Origin of the sequence: Nocardia sp. NPDC088792, assembly GCF_044750615.1 — a bacterium.
Classification (GTDB): domain Bacteria; phylum Actinomycetota; class Actinomycetes; order Mycobacteriales; family Mycobacteriaceae; genus Nocardia.
Window position 1 is genome coordinate 224,900 of sequence record NZ_JBIVKC010000001.1, and the last position, 23,915, is coordinate 248,814.

Genomic DNA, 23,915 nt, shown 5'->3' on the forward strand with positions numbered 1-23,915 from the left:
GACAGCATGACGACGATCCGCTGGGTCTGGGCGTTCCTCGACCGGCCGGCCGCGCAGTTCGACGACTGCGCCGAGTTCTGGACCGCGATCACCGGGACGAGCCGGTCCGCGCCGCGCGGTGAGCACGGCGAATTCGTCACGCTGCTACCGGATTCCGGCTCCCCGACGGTGAAAATGCAGGCCATCGGCGGGGATCCGCGCATCCACCTGGATTTCGACGTGGACGATGTGCAGGCGGCCACCGATCGTGCGGTGGCGTTGGGCGCGACGCTGGTGGCGGACTACATTCTCACCGAGCACATCGGCTATGCGGTGCTGCGTTCACCGCACGGAATGACGTTCTGCTTCACACCTTTTCGCGATGCCGTCGAGGGACTGTCCCCGGCGGTCGAGGGACCGGCGGGCAGTCGCAGCCGGCTCGATCAGGTGTGCTTGGACATCGGCGCGAACGACTACGAGACCGAGGCCCGCTTCTGGACCGAGCTGACCGGCTGGGCCTGGCGGCCCGGCAGTCTGCCGGAGTTCTCCCGCCTGTCGGCGCGACCCGGGATTCCGATCGATCTGTTGTTGCAGCGGCTGGGCGAGGATCGGCCCACCGCCGGGCATGTCGATCTGGCCTGCACGGATATCGAGGCCACCGCCGCCTGGCACGAGCAGTTGGGTGCGCACCGGGTGCAGCACGGTAAGCATTGGATCGTCATGACAGACCCGTCCGGTCAGCCGTACTGCCTGACCGGACGGGAACCTGCCTGAATTCGATTCAGTTGCGTTCTCTCTCGGGCTGGCGGCCCCTGGTCGCCTCGCCCGATTTCACCGACGCCTCGCCCGAATTGGCCAGGGCTTCCAGATCTTCGAGGAACTTCTCGATGCTGTCGGCCCGGGCCTGCGGTGTGCTGATCTGCTCGCGCACCTTCTCCTCGGTGAGGGCCAGCATGGCGGCCGCGAGGTCGGTCTCCAGGTCCCGGATCATCTGCCTGCGGAATTGCAGGATCTGATCGCGGCCTTGCTTGCGGACCCGCTCGACCTCTTCGGCGGCTGCTTCACGCATCTGCGCGATGATGCGGTCGGCGTCCTCGCGGGCCTCCACGCGCATCCGGTCGAGTTCGGCCTTCGCTTCGGCGACCGCGGAGTCGTAGGCCGTCTTGGCGTCGGTCAGGCGCTGCGCCGCCTGCTCGCTCTCTTCGAGCTGCTTGCGGATGTTGTTCTGGGCGTTGTTCACCATCTTTTTGAACGGCGGCACAATGTATCTCACAATGAACCAGACGATGACGGCGAAACCGAAGAGCTGGCTGAAGAAGACTTTCCAATCGAAGACGATGTTGTAACCGCCGTCGGCGAGAAGGCCATTGGTGAGGATCATTCAGACCCCCGTCCTCTCTGCTGGCCCGCACTGGTCCGGGCACGATCGTCCACACCGAGAATCTTGTCTGCGAGACCCTGGGCCAGTGGTTCGACGGATTCGCGGAGTGCGGCGGCAACCTGGTCGGATTCGGCACGCAGCTGTGCCGTGGACTCGGCCACGATGCCGTCGACTTCCTGCTGGGCCTGGCCGCGCATCTCGTCGAGGATGGCGCGGCCCTCGGTCCTGGCTTCGTTGCGAATTTCTGCCGCTTCGGCACGGGCCTTGGCGAGTGCCGACTCGTAGCGGGCTTCGGCTTCACCGAATATCTCGGCTGCTTCCTTGGCGGTCGCCGTCGTCTCGTTGACCCGTGCCTCCCGTTCCGCCAGCACTTTTCGCACCGGCGGAACAACGAAGAACCAGATGACACCGAGCACTATCAGGAAGATCAAAAGCTCGACGAAGAAGGTTCCGTTGGGGATCAGGAAGTTCCCCGCGGCCTCCACATCCGTTCTGGGAGACATGATTACGTCTACTTACCTGGAGTCGCGAATACGAACAGCGCCATGAAGGCTAGGTTGATGAAGTAGGCCGCTTCCACCAGACCGACGGTCAGGAAGAAGTTGTTGCGCAACCGGCCTTCCGCCTCCGGCTGCCGGGTGACGCCGTTGATCAATGCGGCGCCGGCGAGGCCATCGCCGATGCCCGCACCGATGGCACCGCCCGCCAGAATGATGCCGCCGCCGATAAGAGCGCCCTGGACGATACTCGCGGTTGCTGGATCTGCCATTTTTCACTTCCCTTGTGCGGATTATCCCTGAACGGAGTGGACCGCTCAGTGGTTTTCACTCTCCAGCGACATCGACTGGCTGAAGTAGAGGACGGTCAGCAGAGCGAAGATGAACGCCTGAATCGCGCCGACGAAGAGGTCGAACAGCTTCCAGATGGCGTTCGGACCCCAGCTGATCCAGAACGGGAACAACGCGATCACCGAAACCATGACGCCGCCCGCGAACATGTTGCCGAACAACCGCAACGAGAGCGACAACGGTTTGGCGATTTCCTCGATCACATTGATGAAAACCATGCCGTAGCCGGCATGCCCCTTGAGCAGACCCTTCGCGTATTTGCCCGCGCCGCGGCGCCAGATGCCGGCGGCGTGATAGAGCAGGAACACGAACAGGGCCAGCGCGAGCGTGAAGTTGAAGTCCGAGGCCGGCGGCGCGATCAATTCACCCGAGCCGTACTGGACCGGCAGCACCGAAAGCCAGTTGGACAGCAGGATGAAGGTGAACAGCGTGACCGCGAGCGGCAGCACGAACGGCGCGACCTTCATGCCGATGGCGCCCTCGACCTGATTGCGCATCTGGACCGTAATGGTCTCGAAGTACAGCTGAACCCCGTTGGGGACACCGGAAGTCAGCCTGATTCGCAGGTAGAACGCCAGCCCGAGCACGATGAGGGCGGCAACACTGGTCGACACGATGGTGTCGATATTGAAGGTCAGACCCCACAGCTGTGCCGTGGCATGGTCGCCGACTTGGATTTTCGATGCCCCGTCGGCCTGTAACTGCACCTGGGCGGACATCCGCGCGATCGAAGCGACAGGAATGCTCATGATTGCTGTCGAAGCCCTTTCACCTCGGGCACCACGGTGTGGAGGATCAATATCAGCTGAAATACCGCCAGCCCGAAGAAGATTCCGACGCCGTACGGTCTGGTGAAGTACGCGATGACTATCGACAGCGCGGTCAGGATGAGCAAGCGCGAAGCCGAGGAAAGCGCCAGCTTTTGTTTGCTGGGAGTTTCCGCATCAGTGATACGCACAATCGACATCCACGTGAGCCGTGCATTGAGCCATCCGAGCGCCAAACCCGCGCTCATGAAAACCCCAAGCAACCATCTATCCAGAGCCCCCGTGGCCATCAGTGCCAATACGCCGATGGCAATTGCAATAGCCGTCGCCCGGCGCATCCGGAGCTTGTTGACGTCCACTTACGACACCGCCTTGCCGTCATCCCACCTTGTAGTGGGGCTGTGCATGATCAGTAGCATACACAGACCAACCCTGTTGGGGGCCAGTATTTTTGATCTTCAAATTGTTGATCTTGGATTCCATTATGAGCCCACAGCCACCTTTCAGCGACCATTTTCGGAATCCGACACGGTGCACTTCGGCGCGGTGCACACGACTGCCCGTCAGCGACCCCATCCAGCTCAGACAGTTCGGGGCGAACGTTAGCGGGATGGACAGCTGATATGCGTTCATAATAACAATTCAGACAAATCGGACTTTAGAATTCCTTTACCTTTATGGGAATCGGCCGAAACCTTCCCCACCGGCCGACCCGGGGCCGGTGCCCGATGCCGGAAGGTTGCGGTGGCAGAGTTCCTGTTCATGCCGACGAACCGCTCCCTCGACCAGCGCTCGACGACCGCCTCGTCCCCGCTCGCCGAGCTCGCCCCCGAGCTACGCGCCGCGCTCCTCCGCGCCGGCTACGACGCGGGCACCCTGCTCGACGCCCTCGGCGACGAGGCACACGCCGCCCTCGGCCGCGGCGAACCCGTGCCCGTCCGCCGCGCCACCCGCGAACTCGGCGAACTCGGCACCCTGGTCCGTCTACTACTGCTCGGCGATCCCGTCCCGGAACACGAAGCGGCAGCGGCCTTCTCACCCCTGCGCATCGACCGCGCGATGGCCGCCGGACTGCTCGAACGCGACGGCGACCAGATACGCGCCGCCCTCGACCTGCGCCCGCTGGATCTCGGCGCGGGCACCCGCTGGGTGCTGTCCGACCTCGACGATTCCATGCACCGGCGCAGCCTCGACACCGACCACGTGCTCGGCGTCGGCCAGGCCTCGCTGTCGCTGCTGCGCGCCACCCCGACCGAAAAGACCGGCACCGTCCTGGATCTCGGCACCGGCTGCGGAGTGCAGGCCGTGCACGCCGCCGCGTACGGGCGCACCGTCACCGGCACCGACGTCAACCGGCGCGCGCTGTGGCTGGCCGGCGCGACCGCCGCGCTCAACGAGCTGGATCTCGAACTGCTGGAAGGGTCCTGGTTCGAACCGGTCGCGGGCCGGCGCTTCGATCGGGTGGTGGCCAATCCCCCGTTCGTGGTGGGCCCGGCCCGCGTCGAACACACCTACCGCGACTCCGGCCTGGCGCTGGACGGCGCGAGCGAACTCGTCATCTCCGGTATTCCGGAACTGCTGAATCCCGGTGGCACCGCGGCGCTACTGGCCTCCTGGGTGCATATAGAGGGTGAGGACTGGCGCGCCCGCGTCTCCTCCTGGCTGCCCGACCACGGCGTGGACGCGTGGATCGTGCAGCGCGACATCGCCGATCCGGCCCTGTACGTCGGAACCTGGCTGCGCGATGCGGGTTTGGACCCGCGCGAGGGCGCGGCCCAGGCCCGCGCCGAACGCTGGCTGGACGCGTTCGCCGAATCCGAGGTCGAGGGCATCGGTTTCGGCTTCGTCTATCTGCGCGCCATCGACGGCCCGACCGAACTCCTGGCGGAGGACCTCACGCACGGCTTCGAGGATCCGCTGGGCGCGGAGGCCATGAAGTACTTCGAGCGGTCGGCGTGGTTGCGCGCCGTCGCCGCGGATCCCGGGCCGATGCTGTCGGCGCGCTACGAGGTCGACGCGGCCACCGCGCTGGAACGCGTCTATCTGCCGGGCACGGAGGGCTGGGAGCAGCGGGTGGCCCGGCTGCACCGCAGCGACGGCCCGCGCTGGCAGCACGAGGTGGACGACTCCACCGCGGCGCTGCTGGCCGGCATGCGGCCGGACGGGCTGGCGCTGGACGAACTGCTGGAGTTGCTCGCGTTCAGCGAAACGGGCGATGCGGCGACACCGGAGTTCGAGTCGGCCGCGCTGGGCGTGGTGACGGGTCTGGTCCGGCACGGGCTGATCCGGCCGGTCGGCTGAGTCCGATTCCGCGGTGAGCTGAGTCACAATTTGGTCCCATGGACTATTACGGCGGGAATGCGGACTGCATTCCCGCCGTTTCATTAGCTGCCCGAACAATTACAGAAGGACAAGGGTCGTCGACAGCTATTCGATTGCCGCATAGCGAAGTTCGAGATCGATGGTGGCAACCGCCCGGACACCGATAGCCACCGACCGGTCGCACGCGTTCCCCGGATCGCCTGCTTCTCAGGAACTTCTCAGCCGTGCACCGTAAAACCCGCAGCTCAGGCGCGGTTTATGCGGAGCATGGCGGGGAACTTTCCTGATGTCGGGTCCGTTGAACGGAGCGAGACACCACCGACAGGAGGCAAGTCATGACAAGCCCCGCCACCACTGACGTGCGCATCAGCGAACAGGACCTCGACGCCGCGAGCCCCGCCGCCGACCTGGTACGTGTGTACCTGAACGGGATCGGTAAGACGGCACTGCTCACCGCAGCCGACGAGGTCGAGCTCGCGAAGCGCATCGAGGCGGGCCTCTACGCGCAGCACCTGCTGGAGACGAACAAACGGCTGTCCGCGGTCAAGAAGAAGGATCTCGCGGTGCTCGTGCGCGAGGGCCAGGCCGCCCGGCAGCACCTGCTCGAAGCCAACCTGCGCCTCGTGGTGTCCCTTGCCAAGCGTTATACCGGCCGCGGCATGCCGCTCCTGGACCTCATCCAGGAAGGCAATCTGGGCCTGATCCGCGCCATGGAGAAGTTCGACTACACCAAGGGCTTCAAGTTCTCGACCTACGCCACCTGGTGGATCCGCCAGGCCATCACGCGCGGCATGGCCGATCAGTCCCGCACCATCCGCCTGCCCGTCCACCTGGTCGAACAGGTGAACAAGCTGGCCCGGATCAAGCGGGAACTGCATCAGCAGCTTGGCCGCGAGGCCACCGACGCGGAACTGGCCAACGAGTCCGGCATCCCGGTCGACAAGATCGCCGATCTGCTCGACCACAGCCGCGACCCGGTATCCCTGGACATGCCGGTCGGCAATGACGAAGAGGCCCCGCTGGGCGACTTCATCGAGGACTCCGAGGCCACCTCGGCCGAGAGCGCCGTCATCGCCGGCCTCCTGCACCGCGACGTCCGCACCGTGCTCGCTACCCTGGACGAGCGGGAACAGCAGGTCATCCGCCTGCGCTACGGCCTCGACGACGGCCAGCCCCGCACCCTCGACCAGATCGGCAAGCTCTTCGGCCTCTCCCGCGAGCGGGTCCGGCAGATCGAGCGCGAGGTCATGTCCAAGCTCCGCAAGGGCGAGCGCGCCGACCGGCTGCGCGCCTACGCGAGCTGATCGAGCCGGGTGAGCCACCGGACCGGCCGAGCCGATCCCCCACTCCCCCAACGCAACTCACCGAACACCGAAACCACCGAATACATCGGGTCGTCATTCGAGGCGCCGACCCGGTCGCGCCGGTCGGCACCGCTTCCCGAACGTCCCCCTCCGGGAAGCGCACGCCGACCGGCGTTTTCGTGTGTCGATCAGACGCCCATCGCGGGCGTGCTCGCCAGGACCGCAGGCTGCGCGGCGAGCCGGGCGGCTCGGGCGGTGGCGCGAATCTTCGTCAGGGACACCACGTGGAGGGCTAGTGCCATGGGGACCATCACGGTGGGGATGAGGACCAACGGGAGGTTGCCGAGGATCTCGGTGGTGGGGGTGGCGGGGAGTATCTGCGGGCGGCCAGGGGCTGCGGTGAAGGCGATCGTGAACGCCACGATGAGGTCGAGGATGCCGAGCAGGTTGAACCAGACGGCGCCGCGGCCGGGGGTGCCGCGGCGGAGGTTGCGCGTCATGAAGATCGCCTCGATGCCGATGGCGATATCGCCGAAGCCCGCCGGGATGGCGAAGACGGGCGGCAGGTGGCCGAGGGCGTAAGCGGTCACGAAGGCGACGCCGCCTACTCGGAGGATCTGCGGAAAAGTCAGCCGCCACAGGATGTCCGGCGCGGCGAGGAGCCGCGACACCGCCGGTATCCGCGTGCACGCCAGCGCGACCCCGAAGGCGGCGAGGGCGGCGACACCGATCAGCGGGTTGGGTAGGTCGGCGCGCAGGCGGTACACGTGTGCGTGGGCGAGCAGCAGGCTCGTCACACCCCACAGCGCCCAGGCGAGGGCGGCCGCGAGCGCGACATATCGCGCGGTGGTCCGAGCCGGTCCGGTGGCACTTCCGCGCCACAGACCGGCGAATGTCAGGGCGGGGAGTCCGATCACACCGAGGACGACGATCAGCCATACCGGCCAGGGAAGTTGGTTCACAGCAAGCTCCTTCGTGAATACGATGTCTTTTTATGAACACCGTGTTCGATTATGCTGGCGACGGTAAGGGGCTGGGCAACAACCAATTCCGGGATTCCGTTCAGCACTGAACAACGGCCCGGAATTGTCCGGAACGAGGAGAGGCAGCTCGTGGCAGGACAGGACCGGCGGGTCAGGCGAACCCGCAAGATGCTGCACGAAGCCTTCATCGCCCTGGTGCTCGAACAGGGTTATGAACAGACGACCGTGCAGGACATCCTGGACCACGCCGATGTCGGCCGCTCCACCTTCTACGTCCACTTCCGGGACAAGGAGGCGCTGCTGACCGCCTCCTTCGACGACGTCCGCGAACAGCTCGAGCACGATTTCGACGAAATGGCCTCGGCGGGAAAGCCGATCGAGGTCGACCGGCCCGCGGCGCTCATCTTCGACCACGCGCACCGCAACCAGCGGGTGTATCGCGCCTTGTGCGGCAGACAGGGTGGCACCGTCGTGCATCGCCACCTGCACGACCTCATCGTCGACCAGCTGCTACGACACCTGCCGCGGCAGCGATCCGGCGACGGCCCGCCCGCCGAGGTGGTGGCGCACTACTACGCCGCCGCGACCACCGGTCTGCTGGCCTGGTGGATCGACACCGAATTCGCGCGCTCCCCAAGGCAACTCACAGCGGACGTATCTCATCTGGCCCGTCTGGGCCCTCCGCGTGCGGCGCGACCGCAGGCGGGCTGACGTCGATCAGATCCAATGGCTCCGTCAGGCGCACTACGTTCGGTGAATGAGCCGCTATCGAAGCCCGCACCGCATCGGCGTATTCGCCTGTCCACCAGGGCACAGTCACGATCACCCGGGCCGGGACGCCGGCAGCGAGGAGCAGCGCTCGGCCACGCCGCAGTGAGCGAAGTTCGTGGACGCCCAGCCGGTGGCCGATTCCCTCGACTCGATCGCGGAGGAATTGGACGTCATCGATACCGCCGCCCACCACCTTGACGGTTGCCGCCGACCATAATTCGTCCATACCGTCCTGGCCCCAACATCGGACGCCTTGCGCCCAGGACTGCAGCATGATCATCACGACGATCGCGTGTGAACCGTATCGGACGCACTGGCCAGGAAAGGCTCGCCACCGGACGACGGCGGCGGCATCGTCGACGACCGCGAGGACCGGGACGGGCTGTCGTGCCGCCCTGTGTACCGCGACGTCCAGCACGGCATCGATGAGGGCGCTCACCAACGGCGTCGTCGAGGGGTGCCCTTCGTCCGAGAGCACATACAGCGTGCCGGACCGTTCGAGAAACTCGAGTTCGTCGAACGGCACCCGCCCGCCGCCGGCGGTGATCCACGGATGCATATCGGAGTACCGCAGGCAGCGGCACATCTTCTGGGCGGTGGCGAAGATCCCGCGCTGCTGACGGATATCCGCGTTGTACATCGCGGCGATGCCCGATGCGATCATGTCCAGCCCATCGCGTCGCAGCACCTCGATCGGCTCGGTATCCAGCGGATTGGTTACCCACTGCCAGACCTCCGTGATCGGAAAGCCGCCGGCCGCTGCCGCCAGGAACAGGCCCGCCAGCAGCTCCTCGGCCTGGATCTCGAAGAAGTCGCGACTGTCGCTGCGAATATCCGCGTCGGCGAAGTGGGCGGCCAGCCGCGCGGCCCGCACTTCGCTACGGCCGATCCAGGCCAGTGGATCCCAGTACCAGCAGGGTGACTCGCCCGACACACCATGCGGGTCGAACATCCACGTCGGGCTTCCTTTCGCTTCGCGCACATCGCGAGTCGCGTCGACGAGGTCGCGTGTGGTCGACGTGGTGATCACCGGCCCGATGGCCTGCACGATCGCCGGTATCGCACGGCAGGTCGACTTGCCCTGCCGTGGACCCCAAATGTCCAGGTGCAGATCGTCATACGCCCCGAACAGCCGTTTGCCTCGGACGGTACTACCGATCGAGACGCCCGGCATGTCTTCCGGCCCGAGCCGCACACCGAGTGCGTCCGCCCGCTCCCGCACGCCGGCCTCCGTCACCGGTCGCAGCGATCCGCGACTCCCCCAGTTCCACCACACTTCTGCAATTCCCCTCACGCAGGCAGATCCCGCCTACAGAGTGGCAGCGAAAACCGAACTCCGCCAGCCCTGTTGACAGTTCACACCGTCGCGAGCGGCCAGATTCTCGCCAGCGCCTGGCAGGGGGTCGGGGCGGGGACATCGCCGCGGAAGAAGGCGGTGGGCGGGACGCCCATGATGGCGCGGAAGTCGGCGGTCATGTGGGATTGGTCGTAATAGCCGGTGGCGGAGGCGATCACGGACCAGGGGGTGTCTCCGGCGGCGGCGATGACCTGGCGGACGCGGTCGATGCGGGCGTAATGCTTGGGAGACACGCCGATTCCGGCGGTGAAGAGGTTGCGGAGTTGGCGTTCGCTCACCGCGAGGTCGGCGGCCAGATCACGGACCGAGGGGGCGGCGCCCAACGCGGCGACCGCGGAGCCGAGCAGCCGGCGGTGAGCGCGGCGGGTGGAGTCCTCGGAGAGGTGTTGCGGGAGCGCATCTTCCAGATAGGCGACGACATCGCCGAGGTCCAGGTCGCCGAGCGCGCCCGCCAGGTCGGCGGCGGGGCCGGGAACATCCTGCAGTCGGAAGACGCGGTCGGTGAGGTCCGCGGCGGGGATGCCGAGCAGGGGCTGGGTCGCGCCGGGCGCGAGCCGGAGGCGGAGGCAGCCGGCCGAGACCTTGGCGCGCGCATAGGTGGCGCGGGTGCGCGGGCCGACCACCATCGCATCGCGATGGCCGGAGGCATCGACGCGGAGCACGATCGCGGTGACGGCCTGCGGCACGTGGGTGAACGGCGCGGACCGGATCGACACCGTCGGAATGTGACCGATCTCGGTGATCCAGGGCCGCAGGGCTTCCGGAGCGGGCACCCGGTATTCGAGGTCGTCTCCGGTCACGACGGTCGCCGGCAGTTGAGCGGTGGTCACCCGATCCACTGTAGGCAGTTCCGGAGCCGCAGGCTGTGCCGGTTTTTCCTATAGGCGGCGGGGGTATGCGGCGCAATGTTGGGGACATGATCGTGATTACGGGTGCCACGGGCACCATCGGAAGTGAAGTGGTCCGGCAGCTGGCCGGGCGCGGGGAGAAAGTGCGTGCGGTGACGCGGGATCCGGAGCGGGCGCGGGTACCGGAGGGCGTCGAGGTGGTGCGCGGGGATTACGCGGATCCCGCATCCCTCGCGGCCGCCTTCGCCGGTGCGGAGGCGGCCTTCCTTGTCGGCCAGGTGACGCTGGACAACAGCGACGTGGACGCGAAGCTGATCGCCGCCGCACGCGATGCGGGTGTGGCGCGGTTGGTGAAGCTGTCCGCCATCGGGACGGGTGACACCGTCCTGGGACCGTTCGCGACCTGGCATATGCCGGGTGAGCGGGCCATCAGCGAGAGCGGGCGGGTGTGGACGATCCTGCGGCCCAGCTCTTTCGCCTCGAACACGCTCAGCTGGGTGGCCCCGATCAAGGCGGGAAAGCCGGTACCCAATATGACCGGCACGGGCGCGCAGGGCGTGATCGATCCGCGCGATATCGCGGCGGTGGCAGTGGAAGCGCTGACCTCCGACGATCATGCGGGCCGCGTCTACACGCTCACCGGACCGGAACCCCTGTCCGTCCCTCAGCAGGCGGCGACGCTGGGCGCCGCGCTCGGCCGCGAAATCGAGGTGGACGATATTCCGCTCGAACAGGTCCGGGAGGCTCTGCTGGCGGCGGGCCGGTCCGAGGCGTTCGCCGATCGTGCGACGGCCGGTCAAACGTTCATCCGCAATGGCGGGAACACCACGGTCACCAGGGATGTCGAGCGAGTCCTCGGCCGGGCGCCGCGGACCTACGCCGACTGGGCGCGTGATCACGCGGCGGCCTTCCGCGACTGACGCGACCTGCGGTCATTCCCGCCGCGACTGCTCGAGCATTGCGCCCCAACCGGTTTCGAGGAGTCCGAAGATGCGGGTGAGGGCGGCGGCCGGATCGTCGCTGCGGCGGGCGACGTCCAGGCCGCCGAAGACGAAGTGCGCCAATGCCGTGACGGCGACATCGCCGGGATCGAGGCCGAGGTCCTCGGCGATGACGCCGGCCAGCGCGTCCTCGTGCCGCTGCCACATATTGCGGAAATAGCTCGCCAGCACCGGAGTGTCCTGGATGAGCTGCCGGAAGTCGCGCAGCTGGCCTTCGGTGCCGGGGCGTGGCTGGGCATCGAAGGCCGCGCGCAAACCCGCCAGCAGGCCCGTGCCGGGCGCGCGGTCGCGCACGGCGGAGATGAGCTGCTGCTCCCGGTCGGCGTCCAGGTCGAAGACGAGGGATTCCTTCCCGTCCGGGAAGTGCGCGAACAGGGTGGGCACCGAGACATCGGCGGCCTCGGCGATCTCCTTGACGCTGACCGCGTCATAGCCGCGTTCCAGGAACATCCTCAGGGCCGCATCGGCCAGGGCCTGGCGGGTCTGGGCCTTCTTACGCTCGCGGAGTCCGGTCATGATCCCACCCTAACCCTGTTTTCTAAGTCATACAAATTTCTGAGCGGTTTACTTTTTTAAGTCGTTATGGTTTTCTGGAGTCACGGCGCCACCGAGCGCCCCCACCAGACCTCGATGAAAGAAGGGAGGGACCGCCATGACTTCCGCAATCCCCACAGCCCAGGCACCGCGCAATGTGCGCTGGATCCTGCTCGGCGTCATGCTCGCGATGCTGCTCGGCATGCTCGACAACATGATCGTCGGCACCGCGATGCCGACGATCGTCGGCCAGCTGGGCGGCCTGAACCACCTGTCCTGGGTGGTCTCCGCCTACACACTCGCCACCGCCGCATCCACCCCGATCTGGGCCAAACTCGGCGATCTCTTCGGCCGCAAGCCCAACTTCCTGGCCTCGATCGTCATCTTCCTGATCGGTTCCGGACTGTCCGGCGCGGCGCAATCCATGGATCAGCTCATCGGCTTCCGCGTGCTGCAGGGCATCGGTGCGGGCGGGCTGGCCGCGGGCGCGTTCGCCATCATCGGCGAGCTCATCCCGCCGCGGGAGCGCGCCAAGTACATGGGCATGACCGCCTCGGTAATGGCGCTGGCCACCATCGGCGGACCGCTGGTCGGCGGCTTCGTGACCGATCACTTCGGGTGGCGCTGGGCGTTCTATCTGAATCTGCCGCTGGGCCTGATCGCACTGGCGTGGTGCCAGATCATGCTGCATCTGAACGCGCGGCGGCCCAATGCCAAGATCGACTACCTGGGTGCGGCGCTGCTGACCGTCACCATCTCCGCGATCGTGCTCGTCACCACCTGGGGCGGCACCCAATACGCTTGGGGCTCACCGCAGGTGCTCATCACCATCGCGGTCGCGGTGCTCGGACTGCCCGCCTTCCTGTGGTCGCAGCGCCGGGCGCCGGAACCGATCATCCCGCTCGGCCTGTTCCGCAATCGCAACTTCGTCCTGACCTCGGTGCTGTCGGTCATGGTGGGCGCGGCCATGTTCGGCGCGGTCAGCTTCCTGCCGCTGTTCCAGCAGAAGGTGCAGGGCGCCTCGGCCTCCAACTCCGGACTGCTCCTGCTGCCCATGATGGTGCCGATCATCGTGGTGTCGCAGATCGCCGGCCGGATCATGAGCAAAACCGGACGCTACAAGATGTTCCCGATTCTCGGCGGACTCTGCCTCACCGCGGGCAGTATCGCGCTGGCCACCATGGGCAATGACACCAGCCGGCTCGAGGCGGGCATCTACATGGTCGTATTCGGCGCGGGGCTGGGCTTCCTCATGCAGATGACGGTGCTCATCGCACAGAACAGCGTGGAGATGAAGGATATCGGCGCCGCCTCCGGAGTCTCGACCCTGTTCCGGACCCTCGGTGGCTCGTTCGGTGTGGCCTTGTTCGGTGCGCTGTTCAACCACCGGGCCCACGCCGGCATCGCGGCCGGCATCGACAGCATCTTCACCTGGTCGTCGATACTGTGCGCGATCGCCTTGGTCGCCTCGCTGTTCATTGTCGAGGTGCCGCTGCGGCAGGGCCCGCCGGCCGCCGCGAAGGAACCGGCGAAAGAACCTGTGGCACAGCCTTCATGATCGAGCGACTTCGGCCCGCACCCGTCCGGGGGTGCGGGCCGTTTCGCCCGGAACCCTGTCCTGCCGGAACACGCTGCGCGATGATGGATTTCGTGGCCGTACAGCAGTGGACCTCGCGCGAGATCCGCGCCCTGCGCCAGGCCCTGCGGATGAGCGTGCGGCAGTTCGCCGATCACCTCGGCGTCAGCCCCCGGCTGGTCTCGAAATGGGAATCGGGCACCACCTCACCGCGCCCGGCCAATCAGTCCATGCTCGACGAGGCACTGCGCCTGGCCGGGCCGGAGGTGGAAGGCAAGGTCGAGGACCTGCTGACCGAATCACGACAGCACGACGCCGCAGCACGACCGGCCGAAGCATTGTCGCCGCTGCGCCAATTACCGCGTGACATCACGGATTTCACCGGACGCGACGAAGAAATCGACAGACTGGTCGGGATACTCGAGGCGCCGCCCACCGCCGGAGTCCGCGTCGTCGCCATCCACGGCCCGGCCGGAGTCGGCAAAACCGTACTGGCCACCCACGCCGCCCACCGCGTCCGCGCGGCCTTCCCCGACGGCCAGCTGTATATGAACCTCCGCGGCACCCAGACCCAGAAGGCCGACGTCGGCGACACCATCGCCGGCTTCCTCGGCGACCTCGGCTGGACCGCGCCCGTACCCGACACCCTTGCCGAACGCGCCCGGACCTTCCGGACCGCACTGGCCGACCGGCGCATCCTGCTCGTCCTGGACAACGCCTACGACGAGGATCAGGTGCTGCCCCTGATCCCCGGCAATGCCGAATGCGCCGTACTCGTCACCAGCAGGCGCCGGCTGCTGCGGGTGGACGGCGCACAGCATCTGTCCCTGCGGGTCATGACGCCGGAGCACGGACTGAATCTGCTCGCGGCCGTCATCGGCGGACCGCGCATCGATGCCGAAGCAGCGGCCGCGGCCGAAATCGTCCTGCTGTGCGGGCAATTGCCACTGGCCCTGCGCATTGCCGCAGCCCGCCTGGACGCGCGGCCCGCGACGTCGCTGGCGCACTTCGCCGAACGACTCCGCGACGAACGCGCCCGCCTGGACATGCTGCAGGACGGTGAACGCGCCGTCCGCGCCTCCTTCGGTGTCAGCTATCAGGGCTGCGACCCACAGGTCCGCCGCGCATTCCGGCTGCTCGGGATTCTCGAGAACACCGACTTCCCCGCCTGGGCGCTGGCCATCCTCGCGGAAGTGCCGGTGCCCGACGCCGAGACACTGCTCGAAGCGCTGGTGGACGCCGAACTGCTGGAGACCGCGCCGGACCGCTACCGCACCGGCCGCTACCGCTTCCACGACCTGCTGCACCTGTACGCCCGCGAACAACTGGACGCGGAAGAAGCACCGGCACAACGCAGAACGGCCGCGCAACGCCTGCTCACCGAGTACATCGCCATGTGCGCGCGAGCCACCTGCCGCGGCGATCCGGCGGCGCCCAACCGCCTCGACGCACCGCCACCCGCGCTCAAGCACATTCACGACATCATCGCCGCCGATCCACGCGTCTGGTTCCGCGCCGAATGGCCCGGACTGGTCGGCGCGGTCACCATCGCACACGACGCCGACCTGTGGCAGGAGGCGTGGGTGCTCGCGGAACAGCTCGGCAATCTGCGGAACTGGGATGCCGGCTGGGCCGATTGGGAACGCACCATGGACCGCCACCTGGCCACCGCACGCGCCGGCGGCGACCGCGACAAGGAGGCGCGGCTGCGCTGCACCCTCGGGGTCATGCGGCGCGAGCAAGGGCGATTCCCGGATTCGATCCGGCAATTACGGTACGGCGCAGACCTTTTCGACCAGCTCGGCGACGAATACCACAAGGCCGTCATTCATCGCGCCCTCGCCGACACCTTCCGCTTCACCGGCCGCCTCACCGAAGGCATCGAGCACTTCACCATCGCGCTGGGCATGTTCGAACGGGCGGGTGATCGGCCGATGGTGGCGGGCACGCTGAGCGGTATGGGCGACATCTACCGTGGCCTGAGCCGCTGGGACGAATCCATCCTGTGTCTGGACAAGGCGATCGCGCTGTACGCGGAGGCGGCCGACCGACGCGAATCCGCGCGCGCCAAGGTCCGCCGCGGCATCGTCTGGCGCGACCGCTGTCACTACGATCACGCCGAATCGCTTTTCGAGGAGGCCCTGCAGACCCTGCACGGCCTCGGCGACCGGCGCTGGGAAGCACAGACGCTGCGGCATCTCGGCATCGTGCACCGAAACACGCGGCGCGCCACCGCCGTCGGATATCTCGACACCGCGCTGTCGATCTACGAATCGCTCGACGATGCCCGCGGCGTGGCGGTCACGCTGCGCAATCTCGGCGACACCCACCGCTGCGCGGGCGGCCACGAGCGCGCCTCTCCCCTGCTCCGCACCGCGCTCACGCAGTTCCACGCGCTGAACGATCGGCGTTGGCAGGCACGGGCGCACGCCAGTCTCGGCGATCTGGAGACCGCGCTCGGCCACTACGAGGATGCCCTGGGCAATTTCGACACGGCCCTCACCATTTTCGTCGGCATCGGTGATCGGCCGGGCCAGGCGCGCATCCATCGCAGCTGCGGTGTCCTGCGGCGGCAGCAGGAGCGATTCGATGATTCGGTCCGGGAATTCGAGCAGGCGCAGGCCATCTTCCTGGACCTCGGCGACCAGATCTGGGCGGCCCGCGCCCTCGCGGGCACGGCAGCCACGCTGCGGGCCGCCCGATCCGCTGACTGGCGTCGTCCCCTCCACGACGCCGAGCAGCACTGCGATCAGGCCGGCGCGAGATCGCCACGGGAGGTGGAGAACTGGTTGTTCGAGTGGTGAAGTGCCGGCCCGGCGGCCGCATCGCCGGCCTCCCCCTGCCGGGCCGACACGCTCATGAACAGGCGGATTATCGCCTGCTCGAGAATGATTCCCACCTCGTGCGCGTACATCCGGGCGCGGGCGATCGCCACCGCGTCGTCGACATACGCGGGGTCGCTGAGGATCTCGTCCATGCGCAGGCCCGCCACCGCCTGCCGCCTGGTGAGAACCAGCTCCGGCAACCAGCTCAGGCGGTAGCCGGTGTCCGAAACCCGTTCCGCCCATTCGGGCGTCACGGTGCTCCGGATCGTGTCCTCGGTATGCCTGATAACCATGGTGTCCGCCGCCTCCTGGTGCTCTCGAAGGAGACCTTCCCTGTCGAGCCTGCCCGCGGGCGGCGGATGAAGTGAGGCCGAAATGTCGCCCTATCGAGGAACATTCGCGGCACTTCGGCCCAGGGCTAGCCGGAGTTGCGGAGGGCGGTGGCGAGGCCGTTCATGGTGAGGAGGATGCCTCGTTCCACCAGTTCGGAATCGTCGCCGGCGCGGCGGCGGCGGAGGAGTTCGACCTGGAGCTGGTTGAGGGGTTCGAGGTAGGGGAAGCGGTTGTGGATGGATTCGGCCAGGGCCGCGTTGTCGGCGAGGAGTTCGTCGGTGCCGGTGATGGCGGCGTGCATGCGGACGGTGCGGGTGAACTCGTCGCAGATCATGCCGAAGACGGTGGCGCGGAGGGACTCGTCGGGGACCAGTTCGGCGTAGCTGGCGGCGATGTCCATATCCGCCTTGGCCATGACCTGGGCCAGGTTGGACATGACGGTCTGGAAGAAGGGCCAGCGGCGGTAGAGGTCGGAGAGGGTGGCCAGGCGGGCGGGGTCGTCACCGATCCACTGCTCGAAGGCGGTGCCGGTGCCGTACCAGCCGGGCAGCATGACGCGGGACTGACTCCACGCCATCACCCAGGGGATGGCGCGCAGGTCGGAGACCGAGCTGGTGGGTTTGCGGGAGGCGGGACGGCTGCCCAGGTTCAGGTCGGCGACCTCGGCGATGGGGGTCGAGGCGCGGAAATACTCCACGAAGCCGGGGGTTTCGTGGACCAGGCGCGAATAGGCCCGGCGCGCAAGCTCGGCCAGCTCGTCGAGGATCTCGTAGGCCGGTTCGGCATCCTCGCCCAGGCCCTCGACATCCAGCAGCGTCGACTCGAGGGTGCCGGCGACCAGGGCCTCCAGATTGCGGAAGGCCGCGCCCGGATCGGCGTACTTGGTGGAGATGACCTCGCCCTGTTCGGTCAGGCGCAGGGAACCGCGGACCGCGCCGGCGGGCTGCGCCAGGATGGCGTCATAGCTGCGGCCGCCACCACGGCCGACCGTGCCGCCGCGACCGTGGAACAGCCGCAGGCGAATTCCCGTCTTGCGGGCCACATCCACCAGATCCAGTTCGGCGCGGTACAGCGCCCAGTTGGCCGCCAGGTAGCCGCCGTCCTTGTTGGAGTCGGAGTAGCCGAGCATGACCTCCTGCTGCCGGCCCCGCGCCTCGACCAGGCGCCGGTAGGCAGGCACTTCCAGTGCGGCGGAAAGGATTTCGGCGCCGCTGCGGAGGTCGTCGATGGTCTCGAAGAGCGGCACCACACCGGCCGCGCTGGACGGCGGGGTGGTCGCGTCGCCCGGATCGAGAATCCCGGCCTCCTTCAACAACAATGCGGCCTCCAACATGTCGCTGACCGAGGTGCACATGCTGATGATGTAGTTCGGCACCGTGTCCGGGCCCAGATCGTCGAGGGCCGCCTTGGCCGCGCGGACCACGCCGAGCTCCTTGGCGGCCAGTTCGCTCAGGGCGGCATTCGGCCCGACCAGCGGGCGGCGGGTGGTCAGTTCGGCCGCCAGCAGCTCGACCCGCTGCGCCTCGTCCAGCGACGCGTAGTCGGAATGCACTCCGGCCCAGGCGAACAGCTCCGCCACCACCTGCTCGTGCATCTCCGAGTTCTGGCGCATATCCAGGCCCTGCAGGTGAAAGCCGAAGGTCTCCACCGCGGCCCGCAACGCCGCCAGCTGATCGTCGGCGAGCAGGCCGTCACCGGAGGCCCGCATGGCGGCGTCGACGGCCGCGAGATCGGCCAGCAGCGCATCCGGTCCGGCATACGGTTCCGCCCCGGCATCGATACCGTCGGCGGGGATCTCGCCCAGCGCTTGCCGCGCGGAGGCGCTCAGCCGGGCCCGGATGCCGCGCAGGGCACGCCGATACGGTTCGTCCGCGCGCTGCGGCGAATCGTCGAAACCGGCGTCCGCCAGCGCCGCGAGCGCGGGCGTGACGGGCACCAGCCGCGCCGACTGCGAGAGCGTCTTCTCCAGCTCCAGTAGCGATTTCAGATACCGCTCGAAGGCGACAGTGCCGGCGCGGTGCGTGGCCCGGTGCACCACCTCGGCGGTGACGTTCGGATTGCCGTCCCGGTCACCGCCGATCCAGGAACCGGGCCGCAGGATCGGACGCTCCAGCAGCCGATGCTGCGGCCAGCGGGCGCGCAGCGCGGCCCGCACCTGATCATTGATACGCGGGATGACATCGAAGAGTGTGAGGTCGTAGTAGCGCAGACCGACCTCGATCTCATCCTGAATCCGCAAGCGCGCCAAGCGGATCAGCGCGGCCCGCCACAGTTGCAGCACCTGGCGGCGGATATCGGTCTCGATCGCGGCGAACTCCGGCTCGTGCACCGAGTAGCGCTGCCGGGTCCGCATCAGCTCGGTGATGTGGCCCTGCACATCGAAGATGGTGCGGCGGCGCGTCTCGGTCGGATGCGCGGTGATGACCGGCGAGACAAGGGCGTCGGTGAGCAGGTCGGCCACCACATCCCCGTCCGGGCCCGCCTCGTCGAGCTTGCGGTAGGTGGCGGCGAGGCTCGAATCCTGCGGTGGCTCACCGGCGGCCACGTGCACCGCGCGCCGGCGGTCGCGCTGCAGGTCCTCGGCCAGGTTGGCCAGCAGCAGGAAGTGACTGAAGGCGCGGATCACCGGGATCGCGGTCTGGATGTCGACATCGCGCAGCATATCGGCGACAGCGCTGCGTTCCACCTCGGAGCGGCGGATCTTGAAGGCCTCGACCCGGACCCGTTCGATGAGGTCGAAGACGTCCGGGCCCTCGTGATCGCGAATGGTGTCGCCGAGTATCCCGCCCAGGAAGCGAATGTCGTCCCGCAGTGGCGCGGTCGCGTTCTCTATCCGGTCTTCTCGCACTGGCTCACCTCTCCTAACCGACGATTTCTCGTACGTCCCAACACATTCCGGTATCTGCACACCGGTTACCCGTCAGCTCACCGCACTGTCAGCTCACTCAACCCATACGCCGTGGCCCGATATCGAACCGGCTGGGTTCCGGCCCGATCCGCACCCGCCCGTAGAGCACGGCGGCGCCCTCCGGGGAGGACAGCACCGGCTCACACAGCAACTCTCGCACTTCCGGTAGATCGTCGCAGAGCGCGGAGATCCGTTGCGCCAGCTCGGCCAGCGCCGGCTTGTCCACCGGCTTGCCGAACTCGCGCCCGGCCACCGTGCCGGACAGCAGCGGCGCCGCCCGCGGCGCGTCGATCAGCGCGGCGGATTCGGCCTCGGTCAGCGGCAGCGCCCGATACACCCGGTCGCCGAGCAGATCGATAATGGTGCCGGACAAGCCGAAACTGATGACCGAACCGAACGACGGATCGTCCTGCACCCGGAACATACAGCCGATGCCCTTGGCGGCCATCCGCTGGATGTGCACCGGATTCCCGGAGATCTCGGCGAGATCGTTGAACGCGCGCCGCACCGCATCCGGACGCCATAGGTCCAGCCGCACCCCGGTGAGATCCGGGCGGTTACGCCACATCTCCCCCGTCGCCTTGGCGGCAACCGGGAAACCCAACTCCTCCGCCGCGTCCACGGCGGCATCGGCATCGCGCACCTCGCGGAACTCGACCACCCGAATCCCGTAGCAGCCCAGCAGTTCCGCCGCTTGCAGGTCGGTCAGCCAGTGCGCGGTGTCATCGGACATCCACTGCGCCACCAGTTCCCGCGCCCGCGCGGTGTCCAGCCCGCCGGGCCGCGCCACCGGTGAGATCGGCCGGTTGCGCCAGTCGGCGTAACGCCATACGCGGGCCAGCGCCCGCGCCGCCCGCTCCGGATCTCCATAGGACGGAATCGATCCGCGCTCCAGAATGCCGCCGGGGCCGCGGGCGGCGAGCAGATTGGGCATGCCCTGATCGGCGACGAAGGTGGTGAGCACCGGCGTGGTCGGATTCGATCGCGCGCCGGACCGGATCGCCTCGGCGAAGGAGGCGACAGCGGCCGGCACCGGCGGCGAGTAGATCACGATGACCGCGTCGACCGTCGCCGAGGTGACGGCCGCGGCCACCGCGGTGAGGTAGTCGGCCGGACCGGCCTGCGGCCCGAGGTCCACGGGTGCATCGACTTCGAGGCCCTCGCCCCGGGCCGCGTCCACGGCCAGCCAGCTCAGGGCGGCGCTGTTGCCGATCACCGCCAGCCGCGGCCCGGTCGGCAGCGGCTGATACGCCAGCAGCATGGCGCAGTCGAAAAGCTCGGTGATGGAATCGACCTGGATGATGCCCGCCTGCGCGAACAGGTTGCGCACCAGCGAACGGTCCAGATCCTGTTCGGCGTCGATGCGCGCCACATTGCGGCCACTGTTCACCGCGACAATGGGTTTGGAGTGCGCCACCCGGCGCGCGATACGGGAGAACTTGCGCGGATTGCCGAAGGTCTCCAGATACAGCAGCACCACATCGGTGTCCGGGTCGTTGTCCCAGTACTGCAGCAGATCATTGCCCGACACATCCGCGCGATTACCGGCGGAGACGAAGGTGGACAGTCCGAGCTGCCGCGCGGCGGCCTCACCGAGGATGGCGGCGCCGAGCGGACCGGACTGGCAGAAGAATCCGATGCGACCGCGCCCGGGCAGGATCGGGGCGAGGGTCGCGTTCAGGGCGACCGCCGGATCGGTGTTCGCGATGCCGAGCGCGCTGGGCCCGACCACGCGCATACCGTGCGCACGAGCGGAATCGACGAGTTCGCGTTCCTTCTCGTACCCGCGCGGGCCGGTCTCGGAGAAGCCGGCCGTCAGTACGACCAGGCCCTTCACACCCTTGGCCATGCAGTCGTCGAGCACCGAGCCGATCTCGGCGGCGGGCACCGCGATCACCGCGAGATCGACCTCGTCCGGGATATCGCGCACGGTCGGATAGGCGCGCACGCCGCGCACCGCGGTGCGATTGCGGTTCACCGGGAACACCGGGCCCTGGTACGCCCCGGACAGCAGGTTGGCCATGACCGCGCCGCCGACCCGGCTGGTCGAGGGCGTCGCGCCGATGACCGCCACCGACTTCGGCGCGAGCAGATTGCCCACACTGCGCGCCTCGGAGGCGCGTTCGCGGGAATCCCGCACCGAGAGCAGGGCTTCGGAGGGGTCGATGGCGAATTCCAGATGCAGCACCGAACCGTCGCGACTGCGCTGCACCTGATATCCGGCATCCCGGAACACCTGCACCATGGCATTGTTCTCGGCCAGCACCTCCGCCACGAAGGTGTCGATATCCTGCTCGGCGGCCGCGCCGGCGAGATGCTCGAGCAGGATCGACCCGAGTCCCCGCCCCTGATGCTCATCGGCCACCACGAACGCCACCTCGGCCGACCGCGGCCCACTGCGTTCGGCCAGATACTCGTAGCGCCCGACCGCGATGATCTCGTCTCCGAGCTCGATGACCAGGCCGACACGATCGTGATAGTCGACATGGGTGGTGCGGTACAGATCCTTCGGCGTCATACGCGGATACGGCCCGAAGTAGCGCAGATACCGCGTCCGATCGGACAACCCGGAATGGAACCGCTCGAGCAGCTCCGCGTCATCGGGCGTGATGGGCCGCAACCGCACCACACCGCCATCGGAGGCCAGCACGTCGGCGAACCAGTGCTCCGGCGGCGGTGGCGGATGCAACGGCGTCCCGGGCGTATCCGGCGGCAGCGGCGGAACGGGATCGGTGGATTCAGTCACGGGGATCCTCCGGATCCAGCCCGAGCAGGCCGAAAGTCGCTCGGCGAGTTGCCGATACGGATATGTCGAGGGCGCGGCGGGCCCGGTCGACGTGCTCGTCCCCGGTATCGCGGCCGCCGCCCGGTCCGTCCCAGCGGGCGAAGGAGATGTCCGCACCGTCGCCCATGGTGCCGGGCGCGGCGACCATGGGGGCGTATCGGCCCACCAGGTCCTTCCACCGCTGCGGGATGGCGGTGGCGGGATCGATCTCCCGGCCCAGGGCGGCGGCCAGCAGGTGGGTCCAGGCGCGCGGGACCACGCGGATCAGCCCGTATCCGCCGCCGCCCACCGCCAGCCAGCGGCCCTCGGCATAGCGGTCGGCGAGGTCGCGCATGGCGAGGAAGGCCGCGCGCTGACCGTCCACGCTGAGTTCCAGATCGGCCAGCGGATCTTCGCGATGGGTGTCGACGCCGCACTGGCTGATCACGATCTGCGGCCGGAACGCGGCCAGCGCGCCCGGCACCACCGCGTGAAATCCGCGCAGCCACAACGAATCCCGGGTCCCGGGCATGATAGGCAGGTTGACGGCGGTGCCCTCGGCCTTACCGGCGCCGGTCTCCTCCGGCCAGCCGGTGTTGGGCCACAGGGTCGCCGGATGCTGATGGATCGACACAGTGAGGACCCGCGGGTCGCCGTAGAACATGCGCTGCACGCCGTCCCCGTGGTGCACGTCGACGTCCACATACGCGATGCGGTCGAAGCCGTTGTCCAGCAGCCACGAAATGGTCACCGCCACATCGTTGTACACACAGAACCCGGCCGCCGAGGCCGGCATGGCGTGATGCATGCCACCGCCGATGCTCACCGCGCGCCGGGTGTGACCCGCGGCAATGGCCTGCGCCGCGGCCAGCGTGCCGCCCACGATCACCGAGGCCGCCTCGTGCATGTGCGGGAACACCGGGTTGTCGGCGGAGCCGAGACCGTAGGGCGGCGCGGCGGGCACCGGGCCCGCGGGTTGCCGCGCGTGCTTGACCGCCTCGACATAGTCGTGGGTGTGCACCCGCAGTAGTTCGGCATCCCCCGCCGCGGCGGGCGTGATCGTCTCGACGCCGTCGAGTAGCCCGAGACCCCGCGCGAGCGCCATCGTGAACTCGAGGCGCACCGGTCGCATGGGGTGTTCCGGTGTCCAGGTGTAGTCGAGGAACCGATCGCTCCACACCACGGTTCCGTCGGTACCTGTTCCGCCTGGCATACCTGCCACGCTAATGCGTCGCCGGAGTTCGTAAGCTGTCGACACCGCAACGCTGTCATACCGAGGTGGCAAGGTATCTCCCGTGAAAAGAGCGGGGAACACGCAGGCCGTCCTGGGTGTTGTCGCTGTGTTCGCGAAATATGCTGTCGCCCGGTGCAGCCGCCGTGCATGGGTAGAATTCGTGCCGACGAAGGGGTTTAA

20 protein-coding genes are annotated in these 23,915 nt (G+C 67.8%); 7 read left to right on the top strand and 13 right to left on the bottom strand.

The window, feature by feature from the left end; translation table 11 throughout:
* Positions 1-6: 6 nt before the first annotated feature.
* A complete protein-coding gene (locus ACIP5Y_RS01090; protein WP_400346458.1) occupies positions 7-753 on the top strand; it encodes a VOC family protein in 747 nt (248 codons plus the stop codon).
* A 7-nt stretch (positions 754-760) separates the two neighbouring features.
* Here the strand turns inward: ACIP5Y_RS01090 and ACIP5Y_RS01095 are convergent, their stop codons facing one another.
* The 5 genes from ACIP5Y_RS01095 to ACIP5Y_RS01115 are packed head-to-tail and all read right to left on the bottom strand — an operon-like array spanning position 761 to position 3,334.
* The gene (locus tag ACIP5Y_RS01095; RefSeq protein WP_400346459.1) at positions 761-1,360 is read right to left on the bottom strand and encodes a hypothetical protein; all 600 of its coding nucleotides are present in this window, start codon (positions 1,358-1,360) and stop codon (positions 761-763) included.
* On the bottom strand, positions 1,357-1,863 hold the full coding sequence (locus ACIP5Y_RS01100; protein ID WP_400346461.1) for a F0F1 ATP synthase subunit B: 507 nt from the start codon (positions 1,861-1,863) through the stop codon (positions 1,357-1,359). The genes ACIP5Y_RS01095 and ACIP5Y_RS01100 overlap by 4 nt, the downstream gene beginning before the upstream one ends.
* A gap of 8 nt (positions 1,864-1,871) precedes the next feature.
* Entirely contained in the window at positions 1,872-2,129 is a 258-nt protein-coding gene (locus ACIP5Y_RS01105) for a F0F1 ATP synthase subunit C (RefSeq protein WP_397010111.1), read from the bottom strand.
* Between the two features lie 45 nt (positions 2,130-2,174).
* A complete protein-coding gene (gene atpB, locus ACIP5Y_RS01110; RefSeq protein WP_400349046.1) occupies positions 2,175-2,927 on the bottom strand; it encodes a F0F1 ATP synthase subunit A in 753 nt (250 codons plus the stop codon).
* Positions 2,928-2,953: 26 nt separating this feature from the next.
* On the bottom strand, positions 2,954-3,334 hold the full coding sequence (locus ACIP5Y_RS01115) for an ATP synthase subunit I (RefSeq protein WP_400346463.1): 381 nt from the start codon (positions 3,332-3,334) through the stop codon (positions 2,954-2,956).
* A gap of 403 nt (positions 3,335-3,737) precedes the next feature.
* Here ACIP5Y_RS01115 and ACIP5Y_RS01120 point away from each other — a divergent pair, with 403 nt between their 5' ends.
* Both ACIP5Y_RS01120 and ACIP5Y_RS01125 read left to right on the top strand, forming a co-directional pair.
* Positions 3,738-5,276, top strand: coding sequence for a methyltransferase (locus ACIP5Y_RS01120; protein WP_400346464.1), 1,539 nt, complete (start codon positions 3,738-3,740; stop codon positions 5,274-5,276).
* A 356-nt stretch (positions 5,277-5,632) separates the two neighbouring features.
* Complete coding sequence (locus ACIP5Y_RS01125) at positions 5,633-6,601, top strand: sigma-70 family RNA polymerase sigma factor (protein ID WP_397010117.1); 969 nt, start codon at positions 5,633-5,635, stop codon at positions 6,599-6,601.
* 188 nt (positions 6,602-6,789) lie between these two features.
* Here ACIP5Y_RS01125 and ACIP5Y_RS01130 read toward each other — a convergent pair whose 3' ends face one another.
* Positions 6,790-7,563 carry a hypothetical protein gene (locus tag ACIP5Y_RS01130; RefSeq protein WP_400346466.1) on the bottom strand — a complete coding sequence of 258 codons (774 nt, stop codon included), beginning with the start codon at positions 7,561-7,563 and terminating at the stop codon, positions 6,790-6,792.
* Between the two features lie 150 nt (positions 7,564-7,713).
* Between ACIP5Y_RS01130 and ACIP5Y_RS01135 the strand changes: the two genes are divergently transcribed.
* Positions 7,714-8,295, top strand: coding sequence for a TetR/AcrR family transcriptional regulator (locus tag ACIP5Y_RS01135; protein ID WP_400346467.1), 582 nt, complete (start codon positions 7,714-7,716; stop codon positions 8,293-8,295).
* Here ACIP5Y_RS01135 and ACIP5Y_RS01140 read toward each other — a convergent pair.
* Both ACIP5Y_RS01140 and ACIP5Y_RS01145 read right to left on the bottom strand, forming a co-directional pair.
* A complete protein-coding gene (locus ACIP5Y_RS01140; RefSeq protein ID WP_400346469.1) occupies positions 8,228-9,592 on the bottom strand; it encodes a type IV secretory system conjugative DNA transfer family protein in 1,365 nt (454 codons plus the stop codon). The two genes, ACIP5Y_RS01135 and ACIP5Y_RS01140, sit on opposite strands and share 68 nt — an antisense overlap.
* Positions 9,593-9,711: 119 nt before the next feature.
* Positions 9,712-10,542 carry a helix-turn-helix domain-containing protein gene (locus ACIP5Y_RS01145; protein WP_400346470.1) on the bottom strand — a complete coding sequence of 277 codons (831 nt, stop codon included), beginning with the start codon at positions 10,540-10,542 and terminating at the stop codon, positions 9,712-9,714.
* Positions 10,543-10,628: 86 nt separating this feature from the next.
* Between ACIP5Y_RS01145 and ACIP5Y_RS01150 the strand changes: the two genes are divergently transcribed.
* On the top strand, positions 10,629-11,480 hold the full coding sequence (locus ACIP5Y_RS01150; RefSeq protein ID WP_400346472.1) for an NAD(P)H-binding protein: 852 nt from the start codon (positions 10,629-10,631) through the stop codon (positions 11,478-11,480).
* Between the two features lie 12 nt (positions 11,481-11,492).
* Here ACIP5Y_RS01150 and ACIP5Y_RS01155 read toward each other — a convergent pair whose 3' ends face one another.
* Complete coding sequence (locus tag ACIP5Y_RS01155) at positions 11,493-12,077, bottom strand: TetR/AcrR family transcriptional regulator (protein ID WP_400346473.1); 585 nt, start codon at positions 12,075-12,077, stop codon at positions 11,493-11,495.
* Positions 12,078-12,213: 136 nt separating this feature from the next.
* Between ACIP5Y_RS01155 and ACIP5Y_RS01160 the strand changes: the two genes are divergently transcribed.
* The gene (locus ACIP5Y_RS01160; protein ID WP_400346474.1) at positions 12,214-13,653 is read left to right on the top strand and encodes an MDR family MFS transporter; all 1,440 of its coding nucleotides are present in this window, start codon (positions 12,214-12,216) and stop codon (positions 13,651-13,653) included.
* A gap of 92 nt (positions 13,654-13,745) precedes the next feature.
* Entirely contained in the window at positions 13,746-16,475 is a 2,730-nt protein-coding gene (locus ACIP5Y_RS01165) for a tetratricopeptide repeat protein (protein ID WP_400346476.1), read from the top strand.
* Here ACIP5Y_RS01165 and ACIP5Y_RS01170 read toward each other — a convergent pair.
* The 4 genes from ACIP5Y_RS01170 to ACIP5Y_RS01185 form a co-directional block, all read right to left on the bottom strand.
* A complete protein-coding gene (locus tag ACIP5Y_RS01170; RefSeq protein WP_400346478.1) occupies positions 16,421-16,789 on the bottom strand; it encodes a hypothetical protein in 369 nt (122 codons plus the stop codon). The genes ACIP5Y_RS01165 and ACIP5Y_RS01170 overlap by 55 nt on opposite strands.
* Before the next feature lie 125 nt (positions 16,790-16,914).
* Complete coding sequence (gene ppc, locus ACIP5Y_RS01175) at positions 16,915-19,677, bottom strand: phosphoenolpyruvate carboxylase (protein WP_400346479.1); 2,763 nt, start codon at positions 19,675-19,677, stop codon at positions 16,915-16,917.
* Positions 19,678-19,774: 97 nt separating this feature from the next.
* On the bottom strand, positions 19,775-22,453 hold the full coding sequence (locus tag ACIP5Y_RS01180; protein ID WP_400349047.1) for a GNAT family N-acetyltransferase: 2,679 nt from the start codon (positions 22,451-22,453) through the stop codon (positions 19,775-19,777).
* Positions 22,454-22,475: 22 nt separating this feature from the next.
* Positions 22,476-23,714 (bottom strand): acetoin utilization protein AcuC, encoded by a 1,239-nt coding sequence (locus tag ACIP5Y_RS01185; protein WP_400346480.1) that lies wholly within the window; start codon positions 23,712-23,714, stop codon positions 22,476-22,478.
* Between the last annotated feature and the right edge of the window lie 201 nt (positions 23,715-23,915).

Excerpts from the sequence above, each read along its gene's own strand:
- ACIP5Y_RS01090 (WP_400346458.1), top strand. The coding sequence starts at position 7 with ATGACGACGATCCGCTGGGTCTGGGCGTTCCTCGACCGGCCGGCCGCG.
- ACIP5Y_RS01095 (WP_400346459.1), bottom strand. The coding sequence starts at position 1,360 with ATGATCCTCACCAATGGCCTTCTCGCCGACGGCGGTTACAACATCGTC.
- ACIP5Y_RS01100 (WP_400346461.1), bottom strand. The coding sequence starts at position 1,863 with ATGTCTCCCAGAACGGATGTGGAGGCCGCGGGGAACTTCCTGATCCCC.
- ACIP5Y_RS01105 (WP_397010111.1), bottom strand. The coding sequence starts at position 2,129 with ATGGCAGATCCAGCAACCGCGAGTATCGTCCAGGGCGCTCTTATCGGC.
- atpB (WP_400349046.1), bottom strand. The coding sequence starts at position 2,927 with ATGTCCGCCCAGGTGCAGTTACAGGCCGACGGGGCATCGAAAATCCAA.
- ACIP5Y_RS01120 (WP_400346464.1), top strand. The coding sequence starts at position 3,738 with ATGCCGACGAACCGCTCCCTCGACCAGCGCTCGACGACCGCCTCGTCC.
- ACIP5Y_RS01125 (WP_397010117.1), top strand. The coding sequence starts at position 5,633 with ATGACAAGCCCCGCCACCACTGACGTGCGCATCAGCGAACAGGACCTC.
- ACIP5Y_RS01150 (WP_400346472.1), top strand. The coding sequence starts at position 10,629 with ATGATCGTGATTACGGGTGCCACGGGCACCATCGGAAGTGAAGTGGTC.
- ACIP5Y_RS01155 (WP_400346473.1), bottom strand. The coding sequence starts at position 12,077 with ATGACCGGACTCCGCGAGCGTAAGAAGGCCCAGACCCGCCAGGCCCTG.
- ACIP5Y_RS01160 (WP_400346474.1), top strand. The coding sequence starts at position 12,214 with ATGACTTCCGCAATCCCCACAGCCCAGGCACCGCGCAATGTGCGCTGG.
- ACIP5Y_RS01170 (WP_400346478.1), bottom strand. The coding sequence starts at position 16,789 with ATGGTTATCAGGCATACCGAGGACACGATCCGGAGCACCGTGACGCCC.
- ACIP5Y_RS01185 (WP_400346480.1), bottom strand. The coding sequence starts at position 23,714 with ATGCCAGGCGGAACAGGTACCGACGGAACCGTGGTGTGGAGCGATCGG.